This window comes from Pseudomonas sp. GW821-FHT07G06 (assembly GCF_058986625.1).
Genome location: NZ_JBYSVW010000001.1, coordinates 37244 through 59984, shown reverse-complemented (window position 1 = coordinate 59984; position 22741 = coordinate 37244). Strand labels below are relative to the sequence as shown.

The 22741-nt window shown below is 62.4% G+C and carries 19 protein-coding genes and 2 pseudogenes; 11 read left to right on the top strand and 10 right to left on the bottom strand.

Going from position 1 to position 22741, the window contains the following annotated elements:
- Positions 1–79: 79 nt before the first annotated feature.
- Positions 80–2503, top strand: a complete 2424-nt coding sequence (locus AC3WJW_RS00260) for a TonB-dependent siderophore receptor (RefSeq protein ID WP_493724732.1) — start codon at positions 80–82, stop codon at positions 2501–2503.
- Between the two features lie 111 nt (positions 2504–2614).
- Here AC3WJW_RS00260 and AC3WJW_RS00255 read toward each other — a convergent pair whose 3' ends face one another.
- On the bottom strand, positions 2615–3766 hold the full coding sequence (locus tag AC3WJW_RS00255; protein ID WP_407801266.1) for an MFS transporter: 1152 nt from the start codon (positions 3764–3766) through the stop codon (positions 2615–2617).
- Between the two features lie 165 nt (positions 3767–3931).
- On the opposite strand from AC3WJW_RS00255, the gene AC3WJW_RS00250 reads away from it, so the two are divergent.
- Positions 3932–4924 (top strand): diaminopimelate epimerase, encoded by a 993-nt coding sequence (locus AC3WJW_RS00250; protein WP_493724731.1) that lies wholly within the window; start codon positions 3932–3934, stop codon positions 4922–4924.
- Positions 4925–5038: 114 nt separating this feature from the next.
- Here AC3WJW_RS00250 and codA read toward each other — a convergent pair whose 3' ends face one another.
- The 4 genes from codA to AC3WJW_RS00230 form a co-directional block, all read right to left on the bottom strand.
- A complete protein-coding gene (gene codA / locus AC3WJW_RS00245) occupies positions 5039–6283 on the bottom strand; it encodes a cytosine deaminase (RefSeq protein ID WP_493724730.1) in 1245 nt (414 codons plus the stop codon).
- A gap of 189 nt (positions 6284–6472) precedes the next feature.
- Positions 6473–7303, bottom strand: a complete 831-nt coding sequence (locus AC3WJW_RS00240) for an alpha/beta fold hydrolase (RefSeq protein ID WP_493724729.1) — start codon at positions 7301–7303, stop codon at positions 6473–6475.
- A gap of 202 nt (positions 7304–7505) precedes the next feature.
- Positions 7506–7862 (bottom strand): 6-carboxytetrahydropterin synthase QueD, encoded by a 357-nt coding sequence (queD, locus tag AC3WJW_RS00235; protein ID WP_003223505.1) that lies wholly within the window; start codon positions 7860–7862, stop codon positions 7506–7508.
- Positions 7863–7937: 75 nt separating this feature from the next.
- Entirely contained in the window at positions 7938–9017 is a 1080-nt protein-coding gene (locus AC3WJW_RS00230) for a patatin-like phospholipase family protein (protein ID WP_493724728.1), read from the bottom strand.
- A gap of 321 nt (positions 9018–9338) precedes the next feature.
- On the opposite strand from AC3WJW_RS00230, the gene AC3WJW_RS00225 reads away from it, so the two are divergent.
- From AC3WJW_RS00225 to AC3WJW_RS00215, 3 genes are read left to right on the top strand one after another with little or no spacing between them, the layout of a single operon-like run.
- A complete protein-coding gene (locus AC3WJW_RS00225) occupies positions 9339–9659 on the top strand; it encodes a PepSY domain-containing protein (protein ID WP_104447942.1) in 321 nt (106 codons plus the stop codon).
- Positions 9660–9662: 3 nt separating this feature from the next.
- The gene (locus AC3WJW_RS00220; RefSeq protein WP_493724727.1) at positions 9663–10331 is read left to right on the top strand and encodes a response regulator transcription factor; all 669 of its coding nucleotides are present in this window, start codon (positions 9663–9665) and stop codon (positions 10329–10331) included.
- Positions 10328–11644: a sensor histidine kinase gene (locus AC3WJW_RS00215; RefSeq protein ID WP_493724726.1), complete on the top strand. Its 1317-nt coding sequence runs from the start codon at positions 10328–10330 to the stop codon at positions 11642–11644. The genes AC3WJW_RS00220 and AC3WJW_RS00215 overlap by 4 nt, the downstream gene beginning before the upstream one ends.
- A 126-nt stretch (positions 11645–11770) precedes the next feature.
- Here the strand turns inward: AC3WJW_RS00215 and AC3WJW_RS00210 are convergent, their stop codons facing one another.
- The 3 genes and pseudogenes from AC3WJW_RS00210 to AC3WJW_RS00200 form a co-directional block, all read right to left on the bottom strand.
- Positions 11771–13447 carry an MFS transporter gene (locus tag AC3WJW_RS00210; protein WP_493724725.1) on the bottom strand — a complete coding sequence of 559 codons (1677 nt, stop codon included), beginning with the start codon at positions 13445–13447 and terminating at the stop codon, positions 11771–11773.
- Positions 13448–13762: 315 nt separating this feature from the next.
- Positions 13763–14356: pseudogene (locus AC3WJW_RS00205) on the bottom strand (methyl-accepting chemotaxis protein); the annotation flags it as partial.
- A gap of 264 nt (positions 14357–14620) precedes the next feature.
- Positions 14621–15691: pseudogene (locus AC3WJW_RS00200) on the bottom strand (methyl-accepting chemotaxis protein); the annotation flags it as partial.
- A 543-nt stretch (positions 15692–16234) separates the two neighbouring features.
- Here AC3WJW_RS00200 and AC3WJW_RS00195 point away from each other — a divergent pair.
- From AC3WJW_RS00195 to AC3WJW_RS00185, 3 genes are all read left to right on the top strand, one after another.
- Positions 16235–17551, top strand: coding sequence for a Na+/H+ antiporter family protein (locus tag AC3WJW_RS00195; RefSeq protein WP_493724724.1), 1317 nt, complete (start codon positions 16235–16237; stop codon positions 17549–17551).
- Between the two features lie 216 nt (positions 17552–17767).
- A complete protein-coding gene (ctpM, locus tag AC3WJW_RS00190) occupies positions 17768–19450 on the top strand; it encodes a methyl-accepting chemotaxis protein CtpM (RefSeq protein WP_493724723.1) in 1683 nt (560 codons plus the stop codon).
- A gap of 184 nt (positions 19451–19634) precedes the next feature.
- Positions 19635–19799: a metallothionein gene (locus AC3WJW_RS00185; protein ID WP_015094211.1), complete on the top strand. Its 165-nt coding sequence runs from the start codon at positions 19635–19637 to the stop codon at positions 19797–19799.
- A 32-nt stretch (positions 19800–19831) separates the two neighbouring features.
- Here the strand turns inward: AC3WJW_RS00185 and AC3WJW_RS00180 are convergent, their stop codons facing one another.
- Complete coding sequence (locus AC3WJW_RS00180; protein ID WP_493724722.1) at positions 19832–20110, bottom strand: hypothetical protein; 279 nt, start codon at positions 20108–20110, stop codon at positions 19832–19834.
- A gap of 33 nt (positions 20111–20143) precedes the next feature.
- On the bottom strand, positions 20144–20371 hold the full coding sequence (locus tag AC3WJW_RS00175) for a DUF6555 family protein (protein ID WP_007971981.1): 228 nt from the start codon (positions 20369–20371) through the stop codon (positions 20144–20146).
- A 146-nt stretch (positions 20372–20517) separates the two neighbouring features.
- Between AC3WJW_RS00175 and AC3WJW_RS00170 the strand changes: the two genes are divergently transcribed.
- The 3 genes from AC3WJW_RS00170 (at position 20518) to AC3WJW_RS00160 (ending at position 22560) form a co-directional block, all read left to right on the top strand.
- Positions 20518–21297, top strand: a complete 780-nt coding sequence (locus tag AC3WJW_RS00170; protein WP_493724721.1) for an AraC family transcriptional regulator — start codon at positions 20518–20520, stop codon at positions 21295–21297.
- Positions 21298–21402: 105 nt separating this feature from the next.
- Positions 21403–21576: a DUF1427 family protein gene (locus AC3WJW_RS00165; protein WP_007971979.1), complete on the top strand. Its 174-nt coding sequence runs from the start codon at positions 21403–21405 to the stop codon at positions 21574–21576.
- A 27-nt stretch (positions 21577–21603) separates the two neighbouring features.
- Positions 21604–22560 carry a quinone oxidoreductase family protein gene (locus tag AC3WJW_RS00160; protein ID WP_493724720.1) on the top strand — a complete coding sequence of 319 codons (957 nt, stop codon included), beginning with the start codon at positions 21604–21606 and terminating at the stop codon, positions 22558–22560.
- The last annotated feature ends 181 nt before the right edge of the window (positions 22561–22741 follow it).

Sequence of the window (22741 nt, the reverse complement as noted above, 5' to 3'; positions counted from 1 at the left end):
TTCATCGTCTTCCTGTTCAACTGCAACTGGTTTGCATTAACAAGCGCACACTTTTGCGATCCACAGGATTACGTTCGACGTGAAAAACTCCACCGCTAAAAACAACAAATTCCCCTGGTTGCCGCTGGCGCTCGCCCTGGCGGTCAACGTTGCACTGCCCCAGGCCTTTGCCGCCGACGGCATCCGCATCCCGGCGCAACCCTTGGGACAAGCCTTGAGCCAGTTGGGCCAGCAAACCTCACTTCAGGTGTTCTTCAGCCCTGAACTGGTCGCCGGCAAACAGGCTCCGGCGGTGGAAGGCAATATTTCCCCGGAAGACGCACTGCGCCAGTTGCTGCAAGGCAGCGGCCTGCAATACCAGATCGATGAAGGTTCGGTGACCCTGATGCCGGCACCGACTTCGGCGGCCAACGGCCCGCTGGAGCTGGGCGTGACCGACATCAAGGTGGTGGGCGACTGGCTCGATGACGCCGATGCCGCCTTGGTGCAGAACCACCCTGGCGCACGAACGGTGGTGCGCCGCGAAGCCATGGTCGAGCAGGGCGCGATGAACGTCGGCGAGGTGTTGAAACGGGTTCCCGGCGTGCAAGTACAGGACGCCAACGGCACCGGTGGCAGCGACATTTCCCTCAACGTCGGCGTGCGCGGCCTGACTTCGCGCCTGTCGCCTCGCTCCACCGTGCTGATCGACGGCATCCCGGCGGCGTTCGCGCCCTACGGGCAGCCACAACTGTCCATGGCACCGATTTCCTCCGGCAACCTCGACAGCATCGACGTGGTACGCGGTGCCGGCTCCGTGCGCTACGGACCGCAAAACGTCGGCGGTGTGATCAACTTCGTGACCCGCGCGATCCCGGAACAGGCCTCCGCGGAAATCGGCACCACCCTGGAAACGTCGCAGCACGGTGGCTGGAAACACATCGACACGGCGTTCATGGGCGGCACCGCCGACAACGGCATGGGCGTGGCGCTGTTGTACTCCGGCGTGAACGGCAACGGTTACCGTGAAAGCAACAACGGCAACGACATCGACGACGTGATCCTCAAGACCCATTGGGCGCCGACCGATGTCGACGATTTCAGCCTCAACTTCCACTACTACGACGCCAAGGCCGACATGCCCGGCGGCCTGACCCAGGCGCAGTACGACGCCGACCCGTTCCAGTCGGTGCGCGACTACGACAACTTCAGCGGCCGTCGCAAGGATGTGTCCTTCAAGTGGGCGCGGCAGATCGACGATCGCACCCAGGCCGAAGTGCTGACTTACTACACCGACAGTTTTCGTGGCAGCACCATCGCCTCGCGTGACCTGAAGACACTCAACTCCTATCCGCGCAGCTACTACACCTTCGGTATCGAACCACGGGTCTCCCATGTGTTTGATGTGGGCCCGACCACCCAGGAAGTCAGCGTCGGTTATCGCTACCTGAAGGAAGCCATGCACGAAGAGGCCAGCCGTGTGGCGCTGGTCAACAACGAGCCCGTCGTGCGTCCGGGGTCGGACGGCCATGTCTATCAGGACCGTACCGGTGGAACCGAGGCCAATTCGGTCTACGTCGACAACAAGATCGATGTGGGCAACTGGACCGTCACCCCGGGTATTCGCTTCGAGCACATCAGCACCGACTGGCATGACCGTCCGGTACTCGATACGGCCGGTAAACGGGTGCCGGAGAAAAAGCGCAGCATCGAAAGCAACGAGCCGCTGCCGGCCCTGAGCGTGATGTACCACATGTCCGAGGCCTGGAAGCTGTTCGCCAACTACGAAACCTCGTTCGGCGCGCTGCAGTATTTCCAGCTGGGGCAGGGCGGTATCGGTAATGAGCCTGCCAACGGCCTGCAGCCGGAAAAGGCCAAGACCTACGAAATCGGTACGCGCTACAACGATGACGTGTGGGGCGGCGAGGTGACGCTGTTCTACATCGACTTCGACGACGAACTGCAATACATCAGCAATGACGTGGGCTGGACCAACCTCGGCGCGACCAAGCACCAGGGCATCGAAACCTCGGTGCACTACGATATGGCGGCGCTGGACCCACGCCTCGACGGCCTGACCGCCAACGCCGGTTTCACCTACACCCGCGCCACTTATGAAGGTGAAATCCCGGGCTTCAAGGGCCGTGACCTGCCGTTCTATTCCCGTCAGGTGGCCACCGCCGGCCTGCGTTATGACATCAACCGCTGGACCTGGAACCTCGATGCGTTCGCCCAGTCGAAACAGCGCTCGCCGGGCACCGGGGTGAACGCCGACGGCAGCTTCAACGGCAACTACATCACCGAAGGCTCCGCCGACGGCCAGTTCGGCGACATTCCGGGTTACGTGACCTGGAACGTGCGTAGCGGCTATGATTTCGGCCCGCAGGTGTCGAACCTGAAACTGGGGGCCGGGGTGAAAAACATCTTCGACAAGCAGTACTTCACCCGCTCCAGCGACAACAACTCGGGCATGTACGTCGGCGCGCCGCGGACGTTCTTTGTGCAGGCCAGTGTCGGGTTCTGATAGACCGAGTGGACCCCATCGCGAGCAGGCTCGCTCCCACAATGACCGCATCGTTAACAAATCATGTGTACGACGCCAACCCTGTGGGAGCGAGCCTGCTCGCGATGCTTTTCAGACTTTCAACACCCTCCCGCCAATGGCCACCGCCACCAGCAGCACCGCCATCAACCCGAAGGCAAAACTCAAGCTGGCGCCATGGGCGACAAAGCCGATCAGCGCAGGCCCTGCGAGTATTCCCGCATAACCCAGGGTGGTAATGGCCGGCACGGCGATGCTCTCGGGCATGACCGTCTGCTTGCCTACAGCGGTGTACAACACCGGCACGATGTTCGAGCAACCGGCGCCCAGCAGCGCGTAACCCACCAGCGCCGCCTCCCAACTCGAGGCGAACGTCGCCAGAAACAAGCCCGCGGCCGCCGTCAACCCGCCGAACACAATCACCCGTGTCGCGCCCAACCGCCGTACGATTTTGTCACCGGTCAAACGCCCGGCCGTCATGGTCAAGGCAAACGCCGCATAGCCGAGGCCCGCATACGCCGTGTCGATGCCACGTTCCTGTGCCAGGAATACCGCGCTCCAGTCCAGCGCCGCGCCTTCGGCGAGGAACACGATGAAGCACATGCCACCGATAAACAGGACGATGCCATGGGGCACTGCGAACGCCGGCCCTGAGCTCTCACTGCCGTAGGGCAACAGATGCGGCACGGCCCTGGCCAAGGCGATCAGCAGCATCACGATCACCACCAGCGTGGCCCCCAGCGGCGAAATCCCCAGACCAAGCAAGCCGCTGACGCCTGCCGCACCGACAATCCCGCCGAGGCTGAACAGGCCGTGGAAACCCGACATCATGTTTTTGCCGCTGGCGCGCTCGACGATCACCGCTTGCAGGTTGACGGTCGAATCCACCGTGCCGAGGCCCGCGCCGAACATGAACAGCGCCGCGATCAAGGCCGGAATCGATGACACCGTGGCCAGCAGCGGCAGGGCGGCACAGATCAGCAAGGTCCCGCCGGTCGTCACCCGCCGGCAGCCGAAACGCGTGGCCAGGATCCCGGCCATCGGCATCGCCAGGATCGAACCCACCCCCAGACACAGCAGCAACAGACCCAGGGTGCCTTCATCCAGCCCGGCCCGGGCCTTGGCATAGGGCACCAGCGGCGCCCACGCGGCGATGCCGAACCCGGCGATGAAAAAGGCGATGCGCGTGGACATCTGTTCCAGGCGGCCGGGAACGAAGGTGGTCTGGCTGTTGAGGCTGGTCATATCAATCCCTGGCAAAAAACGTCACGTCCTCAACGGACAGTGGTCGACCGGCGAGGGTTCGATCAGTGCCCGGAAAGTTTTACGGTCAAACAGGGCGACATCGTTGCACAGCGCCGCTGTTTTTCGCGATATGTTGAGCCATTCCAATGACACACGGAGGGCGCCATGGCGCAGAGGTACGATGCACGGGGCAATATTTACATCGTGGTTGCGCCCGAAGAATTGCGCCGTCAGGGCATCGACTTGCCCGATCAGGCCAGCCACGCAGCACAAACTCGTCAGGCATGGGCTGTGGCGGCCATCGAAGCCTGCTGCAACTGGGCACCCGGCACACAACCGGCCGGCAGCAAGGATCATCGCAGCGACGGCTTGCTGGTCGGACCGTTCCAGTCGTCGCCACCCTTTGACCTGTTGATCGTCAACACCGACGGCACCCTGGCCGAACGCAGTGGCAACGGGCTGACGATTTTTTCCCAGGCGTTGAGCGACCAAGGGCTTTTATCCCGCGACGAAGCCTGTCTGCTCAGGGTTCACCACGACAAGTCCGACACGCCTTCACCGGGGCAGACTTCGGTGAAAGCGGCTGAAGTCGAGGGCGTGCAGGGCTTTTGGCTTGACCTTGGCCAGCCTGGTTTCGGGCCGTCGGCGGTCAGTGCCGAGGGTGTTGAAACGGCGCTGTTGAATGGCCGCGAACTCAGCCACGTCAAACCGCTGTCGGCACTCAATGGCGCATGGTCGCGCAGCCAGTTCGCGCGGGTCGGTAATCCGCATTGCGTGACGCTGGTCGAAAACGCCGACGACTTGCCGAGCAATGAGCAGATGCGAGAACCCGCGCTGGGTGAAGGGTTGATGCGAATTGCCTACGCCATGCCGGTCGGTGCAGGCAAACCCTGTCCGGCGGGGATCAATCTGCAATGGGCGATGCGCGTGTCAGAAGGGCACATCGCTGCGCGGGTGTTCGAGCGCGGCGAGGGACCGACAGCGTCGTCGGGGACCAGTGCCAGTGCGGTGGCCTGTGCGGCCTGGCGCGTAGGTTGGGTCAGGGCCGGGGAAGTGAAGGTGACGATGCCGGGTGGCACGGCGCCGATCTTGCTGGAAGAGGAGCGGGGGGGATTGAGTCGGGTCAGTCTGTTTGGTACGGCTCGAATGATGGATTGATTTTGAAATAGCCTTCGCGAGCAGGCTCGCTCCCACAGGGGTTTTGTGAACAACATCAATCCAGTGTGGGAGCGAGCCTGCTCGCGAAGGGGCCAGTTCGGGTCAATGCAAATCTCAGCTCAGACCAGCGAACTCCACCACCGGCATCGTCCGCTTCATCAACACCTTGCCCTCGCGCACCGAGTACAGCGGCAACCCCTGACTGCGGATCACTTCGTAATCACTCTCCGCCGACAGTATCAGCAGGTTCGCCGGCCGCCCGCGTTCCAGGCCATAGCGCTCGCCGAGGTTCATGGCCCTGGCGCTGTTGTCCGTCACCAGGTCCAGCGCGCTTTGCAGGTTGCGATAACCGAGCATGTGGCAGATGTGCAGCCCGGCCTCGAGCACCCGCAAAATGTTGCCATTGCCCAGCGGGTACCACGGATCGACGATGGAGTCCTGGCCGAAGCACACGTTCATCCCCGCTTCCAGCAACTCATTGACCCGGGTCACGCCCCGGCGTTTCGGGAAGCTGTCGAAGCGACCTTGCAGGTGGATGCTTTCGGTGGGGCAGGAGACAAAGCTGATCCCCGAATGCCCGAGCAGGCGAAACAGCTTGGCGCAGTAGGCGTTGTCGTAGGAGCCCATGGCCGTGGTGTGGCTGGCCGTGACCCGTGAACCCATGTCGCGGCTGCGGGCCTCTTCGGCGAGCACTTCGAGAAAGCGTGAATGCGGGTCGTCGGTTTCGTCGCAATGCACGTCGACCAGGCAACCGCTGCGTTCGGCCAGGTCCATGAGGAACTTCACCGAACTGACACCCTGGTCGCGGGTGTATTCGAAATGCGGAATGCCACCGACCACGTCCGCGCCCATGCGGATCGCCTCTTCCATCAACTCGCGACCATTGCGGTACGACTCGATGCCTTCCTGGGGGAAGGCGACGATTTGCAGGTCGACCAGGTGCCGGCTTTCCTCGCGCACTTCGAGCATCGCCTTGAGCGCGGTCAGTTGCGGGTCGGTGACGTCGACGTGGGTGCGCACATGCTGGATGCCGTGGGCGGCGAGGGCCTGGATGGTTTTTTTGGCGCGGGTCCTGGTGTCTTCCTGGGTGATGGTCGCCTTGCGCTCGCCCCAGCACTCGATGCCTTCGAACAGCGTGCCGCTCATGTTCCAGCGCGGCTCGCCGGCGGTCAGGGTCGCGTCGAGGTGGATGTGCGGCTCGACAAAGGGCGGCACCACCAGGTTGCCGCCGGCATCCAGGTCGCCAGGGCCCAGGGTCGGGGCCTCGGTCTGGCGGGCGATGCTGCTGATCAGGCCGTTTTCCAGGTTCAGCTCATGCAGGCCTTCCTGGTTGCGCAGACGGGCGTTGATGATGTGCATCGTGCGAGTCCTTTTAGCGATTCGTATTGGCAATACCTTTACGTTAGCTCGCCAACGGCGGTCCCCGCCAGTGACATTGATCCAATGTGGGAGCGAGCCAGCTCGCGAAGGCGGTGTGTCAGCCAATTCTAGGTCGGAGGTGACATTGTCTTCGCGAGCAGGCTCGCTCCCACAGGGGATTGGGTTTGTTTAGGTGGATTGAAGCAGGGGCAGAAAACGCAGCAGCGCGGCGACTATGGCTTCGGGCGCATCTTCCTGAACCAGGTGACCGGCGTTGGGTATCGGATGGAACTGCGCGCCGGGAATCATCTGCTGCAGTGCGCGCCCGCGTTCGACGGGAATCCACTGATCGTCTTCACCCCAGAGAATCTGCACCGGGCAACGAATCGTCGGGTACAAGCCTTCGGCCTCACGGGTATAGCGCTCGTCCATCTGTGCGATCTGCCGGTAGAACGCCGCTTGCCCCGGCTCCCCCAGCCACGGCTGAACGTAGGGGGCGAGTTCGGCGTCGGGGATGTCGCGCTGGATGGCCCCGCGAATATAGGTCGGCACGATGGCGCGCTGGATGTAATCGGGCAGTCCGCTGAACGCCGCCTCATGCTGGCGCACATGCTGCACGAATGGCGAGCCCCAGGGCATCAGCGCCACCGGATCGATCAGCGTCAGGCTGCGGTAATCCTTGCCGTTGAGCAGGTGTGTGCGCAGGGCGGTGGCGCCGCCGAAGTCGTGGGCCACCACGTCGGGGCGATCCAGGCCCCAATGCTCCAGCAACTGTGACAGCAACTCGTTCTGCACACCCAGGGACACGTCGCCATCGACTTTCTCGGATTGCCCGTAGCCCAGCAGATCGAAATAGTGCACTCGGTGCGTGGTGATGAAATGCGGGGCAATCCGGTGCCAGACACAGGAGGAGAAGGGTGTGCCATGCACGAACACCAGTGGCGGGCCATCGCCGCGCACGGCGTAGCGCACGGAGTGCCCTTTGAAGCGATAGGTCTGGGGCAGTGGCCAGTCAGTCATGGGCTTGTCCTCTTGGCGGGGGAAGAGGCAAAAAGCATAGGCATAAAAAAACAGCCGATGAAGGCTGTTCTTTATTTCTCTGACCAACTGTAGGAGCGAGCTTGCTTGCGAAGAGCGTCAACGATTACGCGTGGTATCTGGCAGCCCGCGGTGCTCTGGCGTTCATCGCGAGCAAGCTCGCTCCTACAAGGGGGTGGTGTCTTTATTCGCCGCGATAGATGCAACCGCTGGTGCAGGTTTCGTGGATACGAATCGCACTGAGCTCCGGCAGCAACGGCTTCATCTCATTCCAGATAAACTTGGCCAGCACTTCACTGGTCGGATTTTCCAGGCCGGGAATGTCGTTCAGGTAGTTGTGGTCCAGACGCTCGTACAGCGGCTTGAAGATCGCCTTGATCTCGGAGAAGTCGCGGATCCAGCCGGTGTGCGGATCAAGATCGCCGCTCAAATGGATCGCCACTTTGAACGAGTGACCGTGCAGGCGCCCGCACTTGTGGCCGTCCGGTACGTGGGGCAGGCGGTGGGCGGATTCGAAAGTAAATTCCTTGAAGATTTCCACAGTGTTTTCAGCTCTGTTCAGGTGGCGTTCGCCGCAGCGATTCGGGCAGGCGGCGAGTTTACCAGTTTGTCCTGACTAAAGGGTCAGCAAGCGCTCGCCGAGGCGACCGTTGGCGGCCAGTTCGAGGAATTCGTCGCCCAGGCGGCGGCTTTCTTCCATGGTGGTGCGCCAGTATTTCTGCCGGCTCGGGGCGTCGCCCATGAAGCGCTTGAAGTCGTTACGGTCCGGCAGTTTGCCGTAGGGCAGGCGCGCCAGGTATTCCTTAGACGGCGCCAGCAGCAGCACGTTTTGCAAGCGGGCCGGGCAGGCGCGGCGCCACGGCAGGGTCTTGTCGAACCAGCCGGGAATCACCCGGTCGGTGAAATGCGGGTAGAGCACGATGTCATTGCCGCTGTAGGGCAGGTCCAGGTGATAGTCCAGCAGACCGCCGTCGCGGAAGGTGCCGGCGCCGGCGCCCGGCAGGTCGCGCACGCCTTCCATGACCATCGGGATCGAGCCGGAAGCCAGCAAGGCCTGGCGCAAATTGCCGGCATCGAGGGCGACGAAGCGCGAGGGGAAGTCGTTCAAGGCGTCGACCGGCGGCGCCAGGCGCGGGTCGTGGATGATCAGGCGTTCGAAGTGCCGGGCCAGCCGCGCCCGGCCGCGCAGGTTGTCGGCAATGACCGAGGACAGCCCCAGCCCCAGGCGACCGCGATGGTCGTCGGCGAGCAGACCGTGGCTTTTGACCACCATGATGTTCAGGCGGTAGGCGCTGTTGCCGAGGATCGAGGCATCACGACCGTCGAGCAGGTCATCGAGCATGCGCCGCGAACTCTGGCTGATTTGCGCCATGGTCACGCCCTTGGCAAAGTTTTGCTCGGTGTACAGCTGCCCGAGACGCCGGATGCCCTCGGCGGCGTCCGGCAGGCAGGCGCTGGCGAAGCGCCAGGAGCCCACCGATGCCCCAATCAGCGAGCGCTCCCGCGGTGCCGCCGGCAGCCACTCGCCGAACAACGCCAGGTCCAGCCCCTGAATCCCCAGCGCCTTCGGACCGCCGGCCGCACCGGGCAGGGTGCCGACCTCGGCGGCGTTCAAGCCGCTCTCACGGATGCGCGCAAAAGCTCGCGGACCGGCCTTGAGGGTCAGGGAAGGAAACTTGATGTGGATGGCCGTCATACCGGTCTCGAATGTTGGCAAGCGGGGAATTATAAACACCACATCCCCTGTAGGAGCGAGCCTGCTCGCGATGGTCGTCAACGATTACGCTGGTAACCTGACACCCCGCGGCGTTCCAAGGTCCATCGCGAGCAGGCTCGCTCCTACAGGGGGGCGGTGTCAGCAATGATGGCCATTCAGTTTCAATTAAGTTCAGCAGGTTAAGGTGGCTCGCCTGGCCCCCCGACGCAACGCTGGTACCATTGAGGCTCTCGAGAAGCTCACACCACTCGCATTAGACCCGGTCAGCTGGCAGTGACTCAAGGATCATCAGGATTCGTAATGAAGGTGTTTCTACTCAATCGATGTTTCGCACGCAGGATGGCGCTGCTGCTTCTGGCATTTTGCTCGGCAGTGATGGCCCGCGACCTGGATCAGGATGAAGCCCTGCGCCTGCGTCAACAGGGCGTGATCCTGCCGCTGGAGCAGCTGTTGCAGCAAGCGATGGATCGCTACCCCGGTGCAAAACTGCTGGAAGCCGAACTCGAAGAGAAGCACGACATCTACCTTTATGATGTCGAATTGCTGACGCCCGAAGGCGTGGTCCGTGAGCTGCACATCGATGCGACTGACGGCCGATTATTGAAAGACAAGGAAGACTGATCCATGCGTTTGCTTCTGGTGGAAGACCATGTGCCCCTGGCCGACGAACTGCTGGCCGGTCTCAACCGCCAGGGTTATGCGGTGGACTGGCTGGCCGACGGTCGCGACGCGGTGCATCAGGGCGGCACTGAACCTTACGACCTGATCATCCTCGATCTCGGCTTGCCGGGCGTGCCGGGGCTAGAGGTGCTGGCGCAATGGCGCGCGACGGGGCTGGCCACGCCGGTGCTGATCCTCACGGCCCGGGATTCCTGGGCCGAACGCATCGAAGGCCTCAAGGCCGGCGCCGACGATTACCTGACCAAACCCTTTCATCCCGAAGAGTTGTTTCTGCGCATCCAGGCGTTGCTGCGCCGCTCCCATGGCCAGGTCAACCAGCCGACGCTCCAGGCCGCCGGGCTGCACCTGGACGAAGGTCGCCAGTGCGTTGTCCGCGACGGTGCGGACATTCAGCTGACCGCCGCGGAGTTTCGTCTGTTGCGTTATTTCATGCTGCACCCCGAGCAGATCCTCTCCAAAAGCCACCTCGCCGAACACCTCTACGACGGTGAAACCGAGCGCGATTCCAATGTGCTGGAGGTCCACGTCAACCATTTGCGCCGCAAGCTCGGCAAAAGCGTGATCGAAACCCGGCGTGGCCAGGGCTACCTGTTCGGCGGGCAAGCCCGGTGAGATCGATCCAGCGTCGCTTGAGCCTGGGCCTGATCAGCGTGATGGTGGTCGTTGGCCTGGTGCTGGCGCAAACCAGCCTGTGGCTGTTCGAAATGGGTTTGCAGCGCTACCTCGAAGCCGGGTTGCGCAATGACAGCGAGAGCCTGCTGGCGGCGCTGGTGCGCGGGCCGCAAGGCTTGCAACTGGATGAACGAAGTCTGTCGCCGGCCTATCAGCGGCCGTTTTCCGGGCATTATTTCCGCATCGATTTCACCGACGGCCATTGGCGTTCCCGTTCATTATGGGATCAGGAGCTGCCGGCGCTCGATCACCCCGGCCTGCACGACGATCTGCAACTGGGGCCGGAAGGGCAACAGTTGCTGGTGCTGCGTACGGACTATCGACGTCTGGGGTTGCCGATCTCCATCAGCGTCGCCGAGGATTACACACCGATACGCGAAAGCTTCCGGCGCGTGCAACAGCTCGGGTTGGGCCTGGGTTTGACCGGGCTGCTGCTGATTCTGTTGCTGCAACGGATTACCGTGCGCCGCGCCTTGCGTCCGCTGGAACAGGCCCGCGAGCAGATCGCGCAATTGCAACAGGGCCAGCGCTCGCAACTCGATGATCAGGTACCGCTGGAGCTGGAGCCACTGGTGGCGCAGATCAACCACTTGCTGGCCCACACCGAGGACAGCCTCAAGCGCTCACGCAATGCCCTGGGCAACCTCGGCCACGCGTTGAAAACACCGCTGGCGGTGCTGTTGAGCCTGGCCTCGAGCGAGCAGCTTGAGGCGCACCCGCAACTGCGCAAGACCCTCAAGGAACAACTGCAACAGGTCGAGCAACGGCTCAATCGGGAACTCAATCGTGCGCGGTTATCCGGTGATGCGCTGCCGGGCGCGCTGTTTGATTGCGATGCCGAACTCCCCGGATTGCTGGCAACCCTGAACATGATCCATGGCGAACACCTGGCGCTGAGCTACCGCGCTCCGGCCGGTCTGCAACTGCCATGGGATCGTGAAGACCTGCTGGAACTGTTGGGCAACCTGCTGGATAACGCCTGCAAATGGGCGGATGCCGAGGTTCGCGTGAGTGTCGCCGAGTTGGCGAACGGGTTTGAACTCAGGGTGGAAGATGACGGGCCGGGCATTCCCGAAGAGCGTCGCGATCAGGTGTTCAGCCGGGGAACGCGGCTGGATGAACAAACCCATGGGCATGGCCTGGGACTTGGCATCGTGCGCGACATCGTCGATAGCTGGGGCGGGACACTGTCGTTGCTGGAAAGCGAGTGGGGCGGGTTGAAGGTTGTCATCGAATTACCCAGACACACTTGAAGCCAAACCGGGAACCCTGTGGGAGCGAGCCTGCTCGCGAAAGCGGCCTGCCAGTCACATTGATAGTGAATGTGCTGCCGTCTTCGCGAGCAAGCCCGCTCCCACAGGGATTGTGGGGTGTCAGTTTCAGGTGTGATGAATCTCCCGATCCTTGGTTTCCGGCATGAAGAAAATGCCCAGCACGGCCGTCATCACCGCGATGACGATCGGATACCACAGCCCGTAATAGATATCCCCCGTGGCCGCCACCATGGCGAACGCCACTGTCGGCAGGAAGCCGCCGAACCAGCCATTGCCGATGTGATAGGGCAGCGACATCGAGGTGTAGCGGATGCGCGCCGGGAACAGTTCCACCAGCCAGGCGGCGATCGGCCCGTAGACCATGGTCACGTAGATCACCAGGATCGTCAGGAGCAACAGCACCATCGGGTAGTTGGTCTTGGCCGGGTCGGCCTTCTCGGGGTAACCGGCGTCCTTGAGGGCGGTGGCGAGATTGGCGGTAAAGGCATCGTTTTTGGCCTTGAAGTCGGCGGCCGGCATGCCGGTGCCCTCGAAGCTCTCGATCACTTTCTCGCCGATGCGCACCTGCGCAACGGCGCCCGGCTCGGCGTTGACGTTCTTGTAGGGGATGGCCCGTTTGGCCAGCACTGTCTTGGCCAGGTCGCAGGAGCTGGTGAATTTGGCCTTGCCTACCGGGTCGAACTGGAACGAGCACTGGTCGGGATTGGCGATGACCGTGACCGGGTTCTTCTCCTGGGCAACGAACACGTCGGGGTTACCGTATTGGGTCAACGCATGGAAGATCGGGAAGTAAGTCAGTGCGGCGATGATGCAGCCGGCCATGATGATGCCCTTGCGGCCGATGCGGTCGGACAGGCTGCCGAACAGGACGAAGAACGGTGTGCCGATCAGCAGCGAGCCGGCAATCAGCAAGTTGGCGGTCTGCGGGTCGATCTTCAGCGTCTGCAGCAGGAAAAACAGCGCATAGAATTGCCCGGTGTACCAGACAACGGCCTGGCCGGCGGTGCCACCGAGCAGGGCCATGATCACGATCTTGAGGTTGTCCCAGCGGGCGAAGGATTCGGTCAGCGGTGCCTTGGACGCCTTGCCTTCAGCCTTCATTTTCATGAACACCGGTGACTCGCTCAGTTGCAGGCGGATGTACACCGAGATAATCAACAACAGGATCGAAAGCAGGAACGGAATCCGCCAGCCCCAGGCTTCGAAGGCTTCCGTGCCCAGCGCGGTACGGCAGGCGAGGATCACCAGCAGTGAAAGAAACAGGCCAAGGGTGGCTGTCGTCTGAATCCACGAGGTGAAATAGCCGCGCTTGCCCTTGGGCGCATGTTCGGCCACGTAGGTGGCTGCGCCGCCGTACTCGCCGCCCAGCGCCAGGCCCTGCAGCAAGCGCAGGCTGATCAGGATGATCGGCGCAGCCACGCCTATGCTCGAGTAGCCGGGCAGCAAGCCCACCACGGCCGTCGAGACACCCATGATCACGATGGTGATGAGGAAGGTGTGCTTGCGTCCGATCATGTCGCCCAAGCGGCCGAACACAATGGCGCCGAACGGCCGGACGGCGAAGCCGGCGGCGAAGGCGAGCAGGGCGAAGATGAAGGAAGTCGTTTCGTTGACGCCGGCGAAGAAGTGCTTGGCGATAATCGCCGCGAGGGAGCCGTACAGGTAGAAGTCATACCATTCGAACACGGTGCCCAGGGACGACGCGAAGATGACCTTGCGCTCCTCCTTGGTGATCCCGTGGTTGGGCGCGCTGCCCGTGGTTGTATTGTCGATTGCTGCCATGAGTATTCTCCGTCGTGCTCTTGTTGTAGGCCGGAGTTCTCACCAACACTTGCCGTACCCAGGCCCTGGGGCTGAAGTCATCGGATTACGTGGCTTGCATTCAAGTTGACGCCAGAAAAAGCTGCAAGGTTCCATGAAGCATAATCGGCTTGCGGCAGATATCCACTTGCCACCATTTCATTGAGCAGCGCGCAGAAAAAATGTGGGAGCGAGCTTGCTCGCGATGGCGGAGTGTCAATCAACAAAAATGTTGTCTGACCCACCGCCATCGCGAGCAAGCTCGCTCCCACAGGTATTTTGTTCGACCAACAAGGCTTAAACGCGGAACTGGTCCATCAGACTCTGCTGCTGGTTCGCCAGGCTGTTGAGCGACTGGCTGACCCGTGCCGACTCATTGGCCTGGCCCGACAGCGACTCGGTCACGTCGCGAATGGTCGCCACGTTGTTGTTGATCTCCTCGGCCACCGCGCTTTGCTCTTCGGCGGCGCTGGCGATCTGCATGTTCATGTCGTTGATCACGGTCACCGCGTCGCCGATCTGGCGCAGTGCGGTCACGGCCTGGCCAACCTGCTCGACACTGCCCTGGGCCTGGCGATGGCTGTTGTTCATCGAACCCACCACTTCCTGGGTGCCGCTTTGCAGTTGTTCGATCACCAGACGGGTTTCCTCCACAGACTCCTGGGTACGCCGTGCCAGGTTGCGCACTTCATCGGCGACCACGGCAAAACCGCGCCCGGCCTCACCGGCACGGGCCGCTTCGATCGCCGCGTTGAGGGCCAGCAGGTTGGTCTGCTCGGCAATCGCGCGGATCACTTCCAGCACCGTGCCGATCTTCTCGCTGTTGGCGGCCAGGCCTTCGACCTGAACCATGGCCGCGCTCATGTCGGCGGCGAGGTTGTCGATGCTGGCGGTGGTGCGGTCGATCACGGTCAGGCCCTGACGGGTCGCCTGATCGGCATCGCGGGCGGCGTGTGCCGCTTGCGCGGCGCTGCGGGCGACGTCCTGGGCGGTGGCGCTCATCTCGTGGGAGGCGGTCGCGACCTGATCCACCTGGCGGTACTGCTGCTCCATGCCGGCGCTGGTCTGGGTGGCGATGGCGGACGACTGGTCCGCCGTGCTGCGGGCGTCCTGCACCGAGCGTTTCACTTCGGCAATGATCGGTTGCAGCTTGTCGAGGAAGCGGTTGAACCAGCCGGCCAACTGGCCCAGCTCGTCCTTTTTGTCGTAGGCCAGGCGGCGGGTCAGGTCACCTTCGCCGCTGGCGATGTCTTCGAGCATATGCGCCACGCCGAGGATCGGTCTGGTCACGCTGCGGGCCATCAGCCACACCAGCACCAGGCCCAGCAGCGCGGCGAGCACGCCCAGGCCGAGCTCGACCAGTGTGCCGGCGGTGTTGCTGTCGTCCAGTTGCTTTTTCAGGGTTTCGGCGGGGCCGACCAGGACTTTCTCCGGCACGTCGAGCAGTACGCCCCAGGATTTGCCGCCGGGAATCGGCTGGAAGGGTGCCAGCACTTTCAATTGCTGATGGCTGTGCAGGCTGGCGGTTTTGCTGCTGGCGGCCAGCATGCGCAGCAGTTCGGTACCGCTGGCCTTGTCCACGGCATCCAGGCGCTGGCTGAGTTTGCTGGCGTCCGGGCTGTAGCCGGCGAGCAGGCCCGCCGGGCTGATGATGCTGACACTGGTCTGGCCGTCGTAGAGTTTCTTGCTGGCTCCCAGGCTGACCGCTTGCAGGCTGTTGAGGTTGATGTCCACCGACAGCGAGGCGATCACCTTGCCGTTGACCAGCAACGGGAAAACGATGCTGGTCATCAGCACGTTCTGGCCGTCGATCTCATAGAAGTAGGGTTCGATCACGCACGGCTTGAGCGTGGTGCGCGGGCAGGTGAACCAGGCGTTGGCCGCTTCGCCGCTGGGGCCGGTGCTGGTGTCGGCCATGTCCTTTTCCGGCAGCGCCATGGACGTCAACTTGCCCGGCGTCGGCTGCGACCAGTAGAGGGCGAAACGGCCCTTGTCGTTGCTGCCCAGTTCCGCCTGGCCGGCGAACAGGTCGTCCTTGCCGTCCAGCCCGTTGGGTTCGAACACCAGGGACAGGCCGAGCAGGTCCGGATTGGCCTGCAGGGCCGACTTGACCTGGCGGGTCAGGTCTTCGCGCAGGTCGAAGGCATCGAGGAAGCGCTTTTCGGCCTGCTCGCGCAAAAACAGCACCTGCCGGGAGAAACCGTGACCGTACTGATAGGCGTCCATGAACTGCTGGCGAATCCCCAGTGCCTGGTTCTCGCCCTGGGACTCGATCCGGGCCTGGGCCGATTCGGTCAGCATCTCCATGCTCGAGGCTTTCACCAGCTCGGAGCTGTGCTCCATGCGGTACAGCGAAAGACCCACCAGCAGGGTCACGATGCCTGCCAGGCACAGCCCGGCCAGCAGGGTGATTTTCCATTGAATGGAAAGTTGTCTGAGCGACATGGAGGCGTCCTTATTCGATAAATATCTGAGACTTTGCACTGTAGCGGCCGCGATCCGGCTTTCTTTATGCCGTCCCTTGAATTTCGTCTCCCCCCTGTAGGAGCTGCCGCAGGCTGCGATCTTTTGATCTTCAACGTCGGCAAAGACGCCAAAGATCAAAAGATCGCAGCCTGCGGCAGCTCCTACACGGGATTGTGTGGGCTTTGACAAGGCGGCAGCCGTCCGGCAAAGTGCGCGCCCTCTAATAAAACCCATTCCTGTTATCCGCTGGCGGCTCACGCAGACTGCCGGCCGGACTCTTTCCGTTTGTCACGAGGTTACGAAATGAATGCAGTCATTGCCGCGGTCGGCATCATGCTGGTGCTCAGCCTGTCCCGCGTGCATGTGGTGATCGCCCTGATCGTCGGTGCGCTGGTAGGTGGTCTGACCGGTGGCCTGGGCATCGAGGCGACGCTCAAGGCTTTCAACAGCGGCCTGGGTGGCGGGGCGACGGTGGCGTTGTCCTACGCCTTGCTCGGTGCTTTTGCCGTGGCCATTGCCAAATCCGGCATGGCCCATGCGCTGGCCGACAAGGCGCTGGCGATGGTCGATCGCCAGCACGCCAGCGGCGGTGGCCAGGTCAAATGGCTGCTGATTGGCCTGCTCTGGGTCGTGGCCATCGCCTCGCAGAACATCCTGCCGATCCATATCGCGTTCATTCCGTTGCTGGTGCCGCCGCTGCTTTATGTGCTGACCAAGCTGCAACTGGACCGTCGACTGATCGCCTGTGTCATGACCTTCGGCCTGATCACGCCCTACATGTTTCTGCCGGTGGGCTTCGGCAATATCTTCCTCAATGAGATCCTGCTGGCCAACGTCGCCCGCAGCGGTGTGGACATCAGCGGCATCAACGTGACCCACGCCATGGGCATTCCGGCGCTGGGCATGGTGGCGGGCCTGCTGATCGCGTTTGTCAGCTACCGCAAGAAGCGGATCTACGACCTGGCGAAAATCGAGCAAGTCGAGCAAGTGGCGGTGCAATACAACCCGCTGAGCCTGATGGTGGCCGGCGTGGCCATCGCCGCGGCGTTCATCATTCAGTTGTTGCTCGATTCGATGATTATCGGTGCATTGGTCGGCTTCCTGATTTTCTCGGTGTCGGGCATCGTCAAATGGCGCGACACCGATGACCTGTTCACCGAAGGCATGAAAATGATGGCGATGATCGGTTTCATCATGATCGCCGCCTCGGGCTTTGCCGAAGTGATGAAGGCCACCGGTGAAGTGCAGACGCTGGTCGAGTCGTCGGCGTCGTACATCGATCACAGCAAAGCCATTGGCGCCTTGCTGATGTTGCTGGTGGGGTTGCTGGTGACCATGGGCATCGGCTCGTCGTTCTCCACCGTGCCGATTCTGGCGGCGATCTTCGTGCCGCTGTGCGTGCAACTGGGCTTCAGCCCGTTGGCGATCGTGTGCATCGTCGGCACGGCCGGTGCCCTGGGCGATGCCGGTTCGCCGGCCTCGGACTCGACCCTCGGCCCGACCTCCGGCCTGAACATCGACGGCCAGCACCATCACATCTGGGACACCGTGGTCCCGACCTTCCTGCACTACAACCTGCCGCTGCTGGCGTTTGGCTGGGTGGCGGCGATGGTGCTGTAACCAATTCCCTTCTGATCACCCTGGATCAAAATGTGGGAGCGAGCTTGCTCGCGATGGCGGTGAAACAGTCAGCATCCACGTGGCTGACACACCGCAATCGCGAGCAAGCTCGCTCCCACAGGGATCTTCTGCGGACTTGATGACCGCGTTCAACTTTTGACCTGGCATGCCGTTAAAGCTTTTAACCACGCCAACAAAAACAAAAGAGTGAACGCCATGCGCATGAGCCTCAAGGCCAAAGTCCTGTCCCTTGCCGTCCTCCCGGTGCTGCTGTTTGCGCTGGTCATTAGCCTGACCACGCTGTTCATTCTTCAGGAGCAGGCCCGCAAGGAAGTCGAGCAGACCCGCGAACGCCTGCTCGGCGATGCCAAGGCGACCTTGCAAAGCTACGTGGCCGTGGCCATGACCACGATCAAACCGCTGTATGACGCGGCCACCCCCGGCGACGAGGCGGCGCGGGCCCAGGTGATCAAGCTGCTGTCGAGCATCACCTATGGCAAGGACGGTTACTTCTTCGGCTACGACTCCAACACCGTGCGCCTGTTCAAGGCCAACAGCCCCGAAGGCGTAGGCCAGAGCTTCAAGGACAATCGCGACCCGAACGGTGTCTACGTCAACCGCGACCTGGTGAAAGTCGCCAAGGACGGTACGCACTACCTGCAATACAGCTCGCCATTGCCCGGCAACACCCAGGTGCTGGTGCCCAAGCTCGGCTACACCGAATACCTGCCCAAGTGGGACATGGCGGTCGGCACCTCGGTCAACCTCGACGGCATCGAAGCACAAGTGGCGGTGGTCCAGGACAAGGTCCAGGAGCGCATGCAAGGCATGGTGCTGAGCATCGTCGGCGTGGCGGTCGTGGTGTTGCTGGTGATCGCCGCTGCCGGGATGTTGCTGGCCAACACCATTCTGCGTCCGCTGCATTTGATGAAAGCCAACCTCGACGACATCGCGGCGGGCGAGGGCGATCTGACCCGCCGCCTGACCATCACCAGCCAGGATGAACTGGGCGAACTGGCCGGCTCGTTCAACCGCTTTGTCGACAAGATCCATGGCCTGGTGCGCCAGATCACCGAAATGACCTCGCAACTGACCGGACTGGTGAATCAGGTGTCCGACCAGGCCAATCGCTCGGATCAGGCCATGGAGCGGCAGCGCCATGAGACCGATCAGGTGGCCACGGCGATCAACGAAATGTCGGCGGCGGCCCAGGAAGTGGCCAAGAGCGCGCAGAACGCTGCGGTGGCAGCCCAACAGACGGATGAAGAAGGCCAGGCGGCCAAGCGGGTGGTGGCCGGCAGCATCGAGAAGATCCATGCGCTGGTGGACGACATCCGCAGCAGCGGCGTGTCCCTCGACAGCCTGCAAAAAGACGTGTCATCGATTGTCAGCGTGCTGGGGGTGATCCGCTCGATTGCCGATCAGACCAACCTGCTGGCGCTCAACGCGGCCATCGAGGCCGCCCGTGCCGGCGAGGCCGGGCGCGGTTTTGCGGTGGTGGCCGATGAAGTGCGGGCGCTGGCCAGCCGTACGCAAATCAGCACCCAGGAAATCCAGGGCATGATCGACCGCCTGCAGGCCGGCACCCAGTCGGCGGTGGAGGCGATGCGTCGCTCCAGCGAGGCGGGCGACGGTACCTCGGCCCAGGCCAACGAGGCGGGGGCTTCGCTGGACACCATGGCCCAGTTGATCGCGACCATCAATTCGATGAACGCGCAGATCGCCAGCGCCGCTGAAGAACAGACCGCCGTGGCCGAAGAGATCAACCGCAGCGTGCATCAGATTGCCGTGGCGGTGGACAACGTCGCCGATGAAACCCAGCTCGGCGCGCAGACTTCGCGCAGCCTGGCCGAGCTCGGTCAGCGCCTGGGCAGCTTGGTCGGGCAGTTCCGTATCTGATTAAAGCTTTTGTGGCGAGCGAGCTTGCTCGCGCTGGGCTGCGCAGCGGCCCCCCAAAAACGGTGAGCGCTCCGCACTCAAGCGGGAGCAAGCTCCCTCGCCACAAAAGATCGCAGCCTGCGGCAGCTCCTACACTTACGGTGTGCATCTGAGCACTGGCGACCACACGAGAGGAGTCAGACCCATGATTGACCGTGAAAGTATCTGCGATTGTCCGAAATGTTCCTGCAAACTCGGTGAACATCCGATTGCCCGTCACGGCAAGCATTACTGCTGTGAAGCCTGCGCCAAGCACCATGAGCACGGCGAGGAGTGCGCTCATAAAGGCTGCAAGTGCTCCCATGGCTGACGGCATTCGCGACACGCTATGAACAGTGGAGCCTAGTCCGGCTCCACTTCCAGCCTGAGGCTGTCATCCTCCAGGCGTTCGCTGTGGCGAACGGTGCCCTGCAAGCGCCGCCCTTCGACCCACAGCACCAGGGTCCTGGCTTGCTCCAGATCTTCCGGCAGTGGCGCCGGGACGCGTACGGCGAAGCAGAACGGGTCATTTTCGACCGCTTCCAGTCCGATCCGGCACTCGGCGCTTCTGGTGATGTGGCCGAACTCCGTGTCCAGGCCATAGTCCAGCTGCGCAGGGCTGTTGACGGATGTTGCACTCATATCGCTTCCCCCGGACCTGACGGTTGCCAGTGATCAGTTCGCCGGTCGCCACTTGACGTTTTCCACGCCGAACTTTTCAGCCATCGGCTTGCTGGTCTTTTGCACCTTCTCGCGTCCAAACCGGGGAATTCGCCCCACACCCGCGTCACAGCTCGCCCAATGCCAGGCTTCTGCGTTATCCATTTTTTCCAGTCGGATAATGAATGATTTCGGAGTGCCATGGAGTGTGTACTCGATGACGAATAATTTTGCACTGTTCATAAAGCCCCGATTCCTCCCTGTTGTACATAAAAGGATCGCGTGCCCTCAGGAAAATTCACTCGGATTGTCGGATGCCGCTGGTTGTTGGCGACAAGTTCGGCTCCCCGTTACCATGGAATCCTCCCGAACCCCAATGAACATAGACCATGGCCCTCGCCGCACCGCCTGACCTGAGTGACACCGATGTGCCGGTGCAACCGCTGGCTCGCACCTATCCGCGCGGGTTGTACATCGAGCCTCATGAGCACGTCTGGGGCCAGTTGCTGTATGCGATGAGCGGGGTGATGTGGGTCGAGACGCCGCATGAGGCGCTGGTGGTGCCGCCGCAGCGGGCGGTGTGGTTGCCGCCGGGCGTGCCCCACGGGATTCGCGTGGTGTCCGACCTGCAAATGCGCAATATCTACCTGCGGCCGTCCCTGGCAGCGACCCTGGATGACAGTGTGCAAGTCATCGAAGTCGGCGGTTTGCTGCGCGAGCTGATCGTCGGCCTGGTGGAGCAGGGTAGTGACGGAGCGCCTGAGTACTACGACGCGTTGGTGGGCCTGGCGCTGCTGGAACTCAAACGGGCCAGGCGCTCACTGCTGAAAATCCCGCTGCCGGACGATTCCGACCGGCGATTGATGAATGTGTGTCAGGCGGTCATGGCCTCGCCTTCACTGGATATTCCTTTCGAACAACATGCGGATAACGCCGGTGCCAGCGTGCGTACCCTGGCGCGGCTGTTCAAGGACGGTCTGGGCATGGGCTTCGCCGAGTGGCGGCGTCAGGTGCAACTGGCGACGGCGGTGGCCGGGTTGATCCAGGGCGTTGCGGTCAGCACGATTGCCCGGGAGCTGGGCTATTCGCCGAGCAGCTTCAGTGACATGTTTCGTCGTGAACTGGGGGTTGCCCCTTCGCAGTTTCCTGTGGCGCAACGCCAGGACTGAATTCGCCGAGGCCATGCTTTGGCCGACATTCAGAAGCACTTGGCCGATGCTCAAAGGTGTCGCCCTCTAGACTTGGCGCATACCTCGATTGCTGCGGAATCTGCCATGAACTACCTCCTGTCACTGGCTATCGGCCTGGGTGTCGGTCTGCTCTACGGCGCCCTGGATTTTCGTTCCCCCGCACCCCCGGCCATCGCGCTGGTGGGCCTGCTCGGCATGCTCGCCGGCGAAAAGCTCTGGCCGATGGGTCGCGAGCTGGTGGCTGGCTGGATCTCCTGAACCCATTTCGACTCGATGGATACGCCCATGAAAGCTCTGCAATTCGATAAAACCGGTGATCTCTCGGCCCTGCGCTACGTGGAGGTGCCTACGCCTGTTCCCGGCGCCGATGAAGTGCTGGTCGAGATCAAGGCCGCAGGCCTCAACCCCAGCGATGTAAAGAACGTGCTGGGACGTTTTCCCTACACCACCTTGCCGCGGATTCCCGGTCGGGATTTTGCCGGGGTGGTCGTGGCCGGCCCGCAGGCGCTGATCGGTCAGGAAGTCTGGGGCACGGGCCGCGAACTGGGCTTTTTCGCCGACGGTTCCCATGCCCAGTTCGTCAAGCTGCCGGCCAATGGCGTGGCGCTCAAACCCACGCACCTGAGTTTCGCCCAGGCTGCCAGCCTCGGTGTGCCGTACACCACGGCGTGGGATGCGCTGGAACGCAGCCTGGTCACCGCCCAAACCCGGTTGCTGGTCATCGGTGGCGGGGCGGTCGGCAGTGCCGCGCTGGCCTTGGCCAAGGTGCGTGGAGCCCGGGTACTGGCGGCCGCGCGGCGTCCGGAGCAGGTCAAGGACTTGCAGGATCAGGGCTATCAAACCCTGCAACTGGATAAGCCCGAGGATCTCGCAGCCCAGGTCAACGCGGTCTATGCCGGCGGTGCCGAGGTGATTTTCGACACCACCGGATTCTGGCTGCCGGCCTCGGTGCCAGCCCTGGCCGCGTTCGGCCGCATTGCGATCATCGCCGCGCCCGTGGACGGTCACGTGCAACTGCCGGCCCTGGCGTTGTATCGCAAGGGTGGCTCTGTCGTGGGGATCAACTCGCTGCTGTACGGCGTGCAGGCCTGTGCGGCGATGCTTGAGCAGTTCGGCCGGTTCTTTGATCAGGACTTGCTGCCGTTGCCGCAGGGACTGTTCGAGTCACCATTGGCTGAAGGACTGGAACGCTATGCCGAAGTGAATCAAGGCAGCGGTGACAAGGTGATTTTACTACCTTGACTGCGATCAATGTGGGAGCGAGCCTGCTCGCGAAGACGGTGGCACATCCAGCAATGATGCGACTGGCACACCGCTTTCGCGAGCAGGCTCGCTCCCACAGGGGGGGCAGTACCCACCACCGCATCTCCTGCAAAGAAAAAGGCTCGTTTGCTGTAGGATTAGTTACCTAGACTCCAAGAGG

Bases quoted from the DNA above. Each gene is read 5' to 3' on its own strand.
- codA (WP_493724730.1), bottom strand. From the start codon at position 6,283: ATGCACATCATCAACGCCCGTCTGCGCAACCAGGAAGGCCTGCATGAG.
- AC3WJW_RS00165 (WP_007971979.1), top strand. From the start codon at position 21,403: ATGAACTACCTCCTGTCACTGGCTATCGGCCTGGGTGTCGGTCTGCTC.
- AC3WJW_RS00230 (WP_493724728.1), bottom strand. From the start codon at position 9,017: ATGACGGCCATCCACATCAAGTTTCCTTCCCTGACCCTCAAGGCCGGT.
- ctpM (WP_493724723.1), top strand. From the start codon at position 17,768: ATGCGCATGAGCCTCAAGGCCAAAGTCCTGTCCCTTGCCGTCCTCCCG.
- AC3WJW_RS00180 (WP_493724722.1), bottom strand. From the start codon at position 20,110: ATGAGTGCAACATCCGTCAACAGCCCTGCGCAGCTGGACTATGGCCTG.
- AC3WJW_RS00170 (WP_493724721.1), top strand. From the start codon at position 20,518: ATGGCCCTCGCCGCACCGCCTGACCTGAGTGACACCGATGTGCCGGTG.
- AC3WJW_RS00250 (WP_493724731.1), top strand. From the start codon at position 3,932: ATGGCGCAGAGGTACGATGCACGGGGCAATATTTACATCGTGGTTGCG.
- AC3WJW_RS00185 (WP_015094211.1), top strand. From the start codon at position 19,635: ATGATTGACCGTGAAAGTATCTGCGATTGTCCGAAATGTTCCTGCAAA.
- AC3WJW_RS00175 (WP_007971981.1), bottom strand. From the start codon at position 20,371: ATGAACAGTGCAAAATTATTCGTCATCGAGTACACACTCCATGGCACT.
- AC3WJW_RS00210 (WP_493724725.1), bottom strand. From the start codon at position 13,447: ATGGCAGCAATCGACAATACAACCACGGGCAGCGCGCCCAACCACGGG.
- AC3WJW_RS00160 (WP_493724720.1), top strand. From the start codon at position 21,604: ATGAAAGCTCTGCAATTCGATAAAACCGGTGATCTCTCGGCCCTGCGC.
- AC3WJW_RS00220 (WP_493724727.1), top strand. From the start codon at position 9,663: ATGCGTTTGCTTCTGGTGGAAGACCATGTGCCCCTGGCCGACGAACTG.
- AC3WJW_RS00195 (WP_493724724.1), top strand. From the start codon at position 16,235: ATGAATGCAGTCATTGCCGCGGTCGGCATCATGCTGGTGCTCAGCCTG.
- AC3WJW_RS00225 (WP_104447942.1), top strand. From the start codon at position 9,339: ATGAAGGTGTTTCTACTCAATCGATGTTTCGCACGCAGGATGGCGCTG.
- AC3WJW_RS00255 (WP_407801266.1), bottom strand. From the start codon at position 3,766: ATGACCAGCCTCAACAGCCAGACCACCTTCGTTCCCGGCCGCCTGGAA.
- AC3WJW_RS00240 (WP_493724729.1), bottom strand. From the start codon at position 7,303: ATGACTGACTGGCCACTGCCCCAGACCTATCGCTTCAAAGGGCACTCC.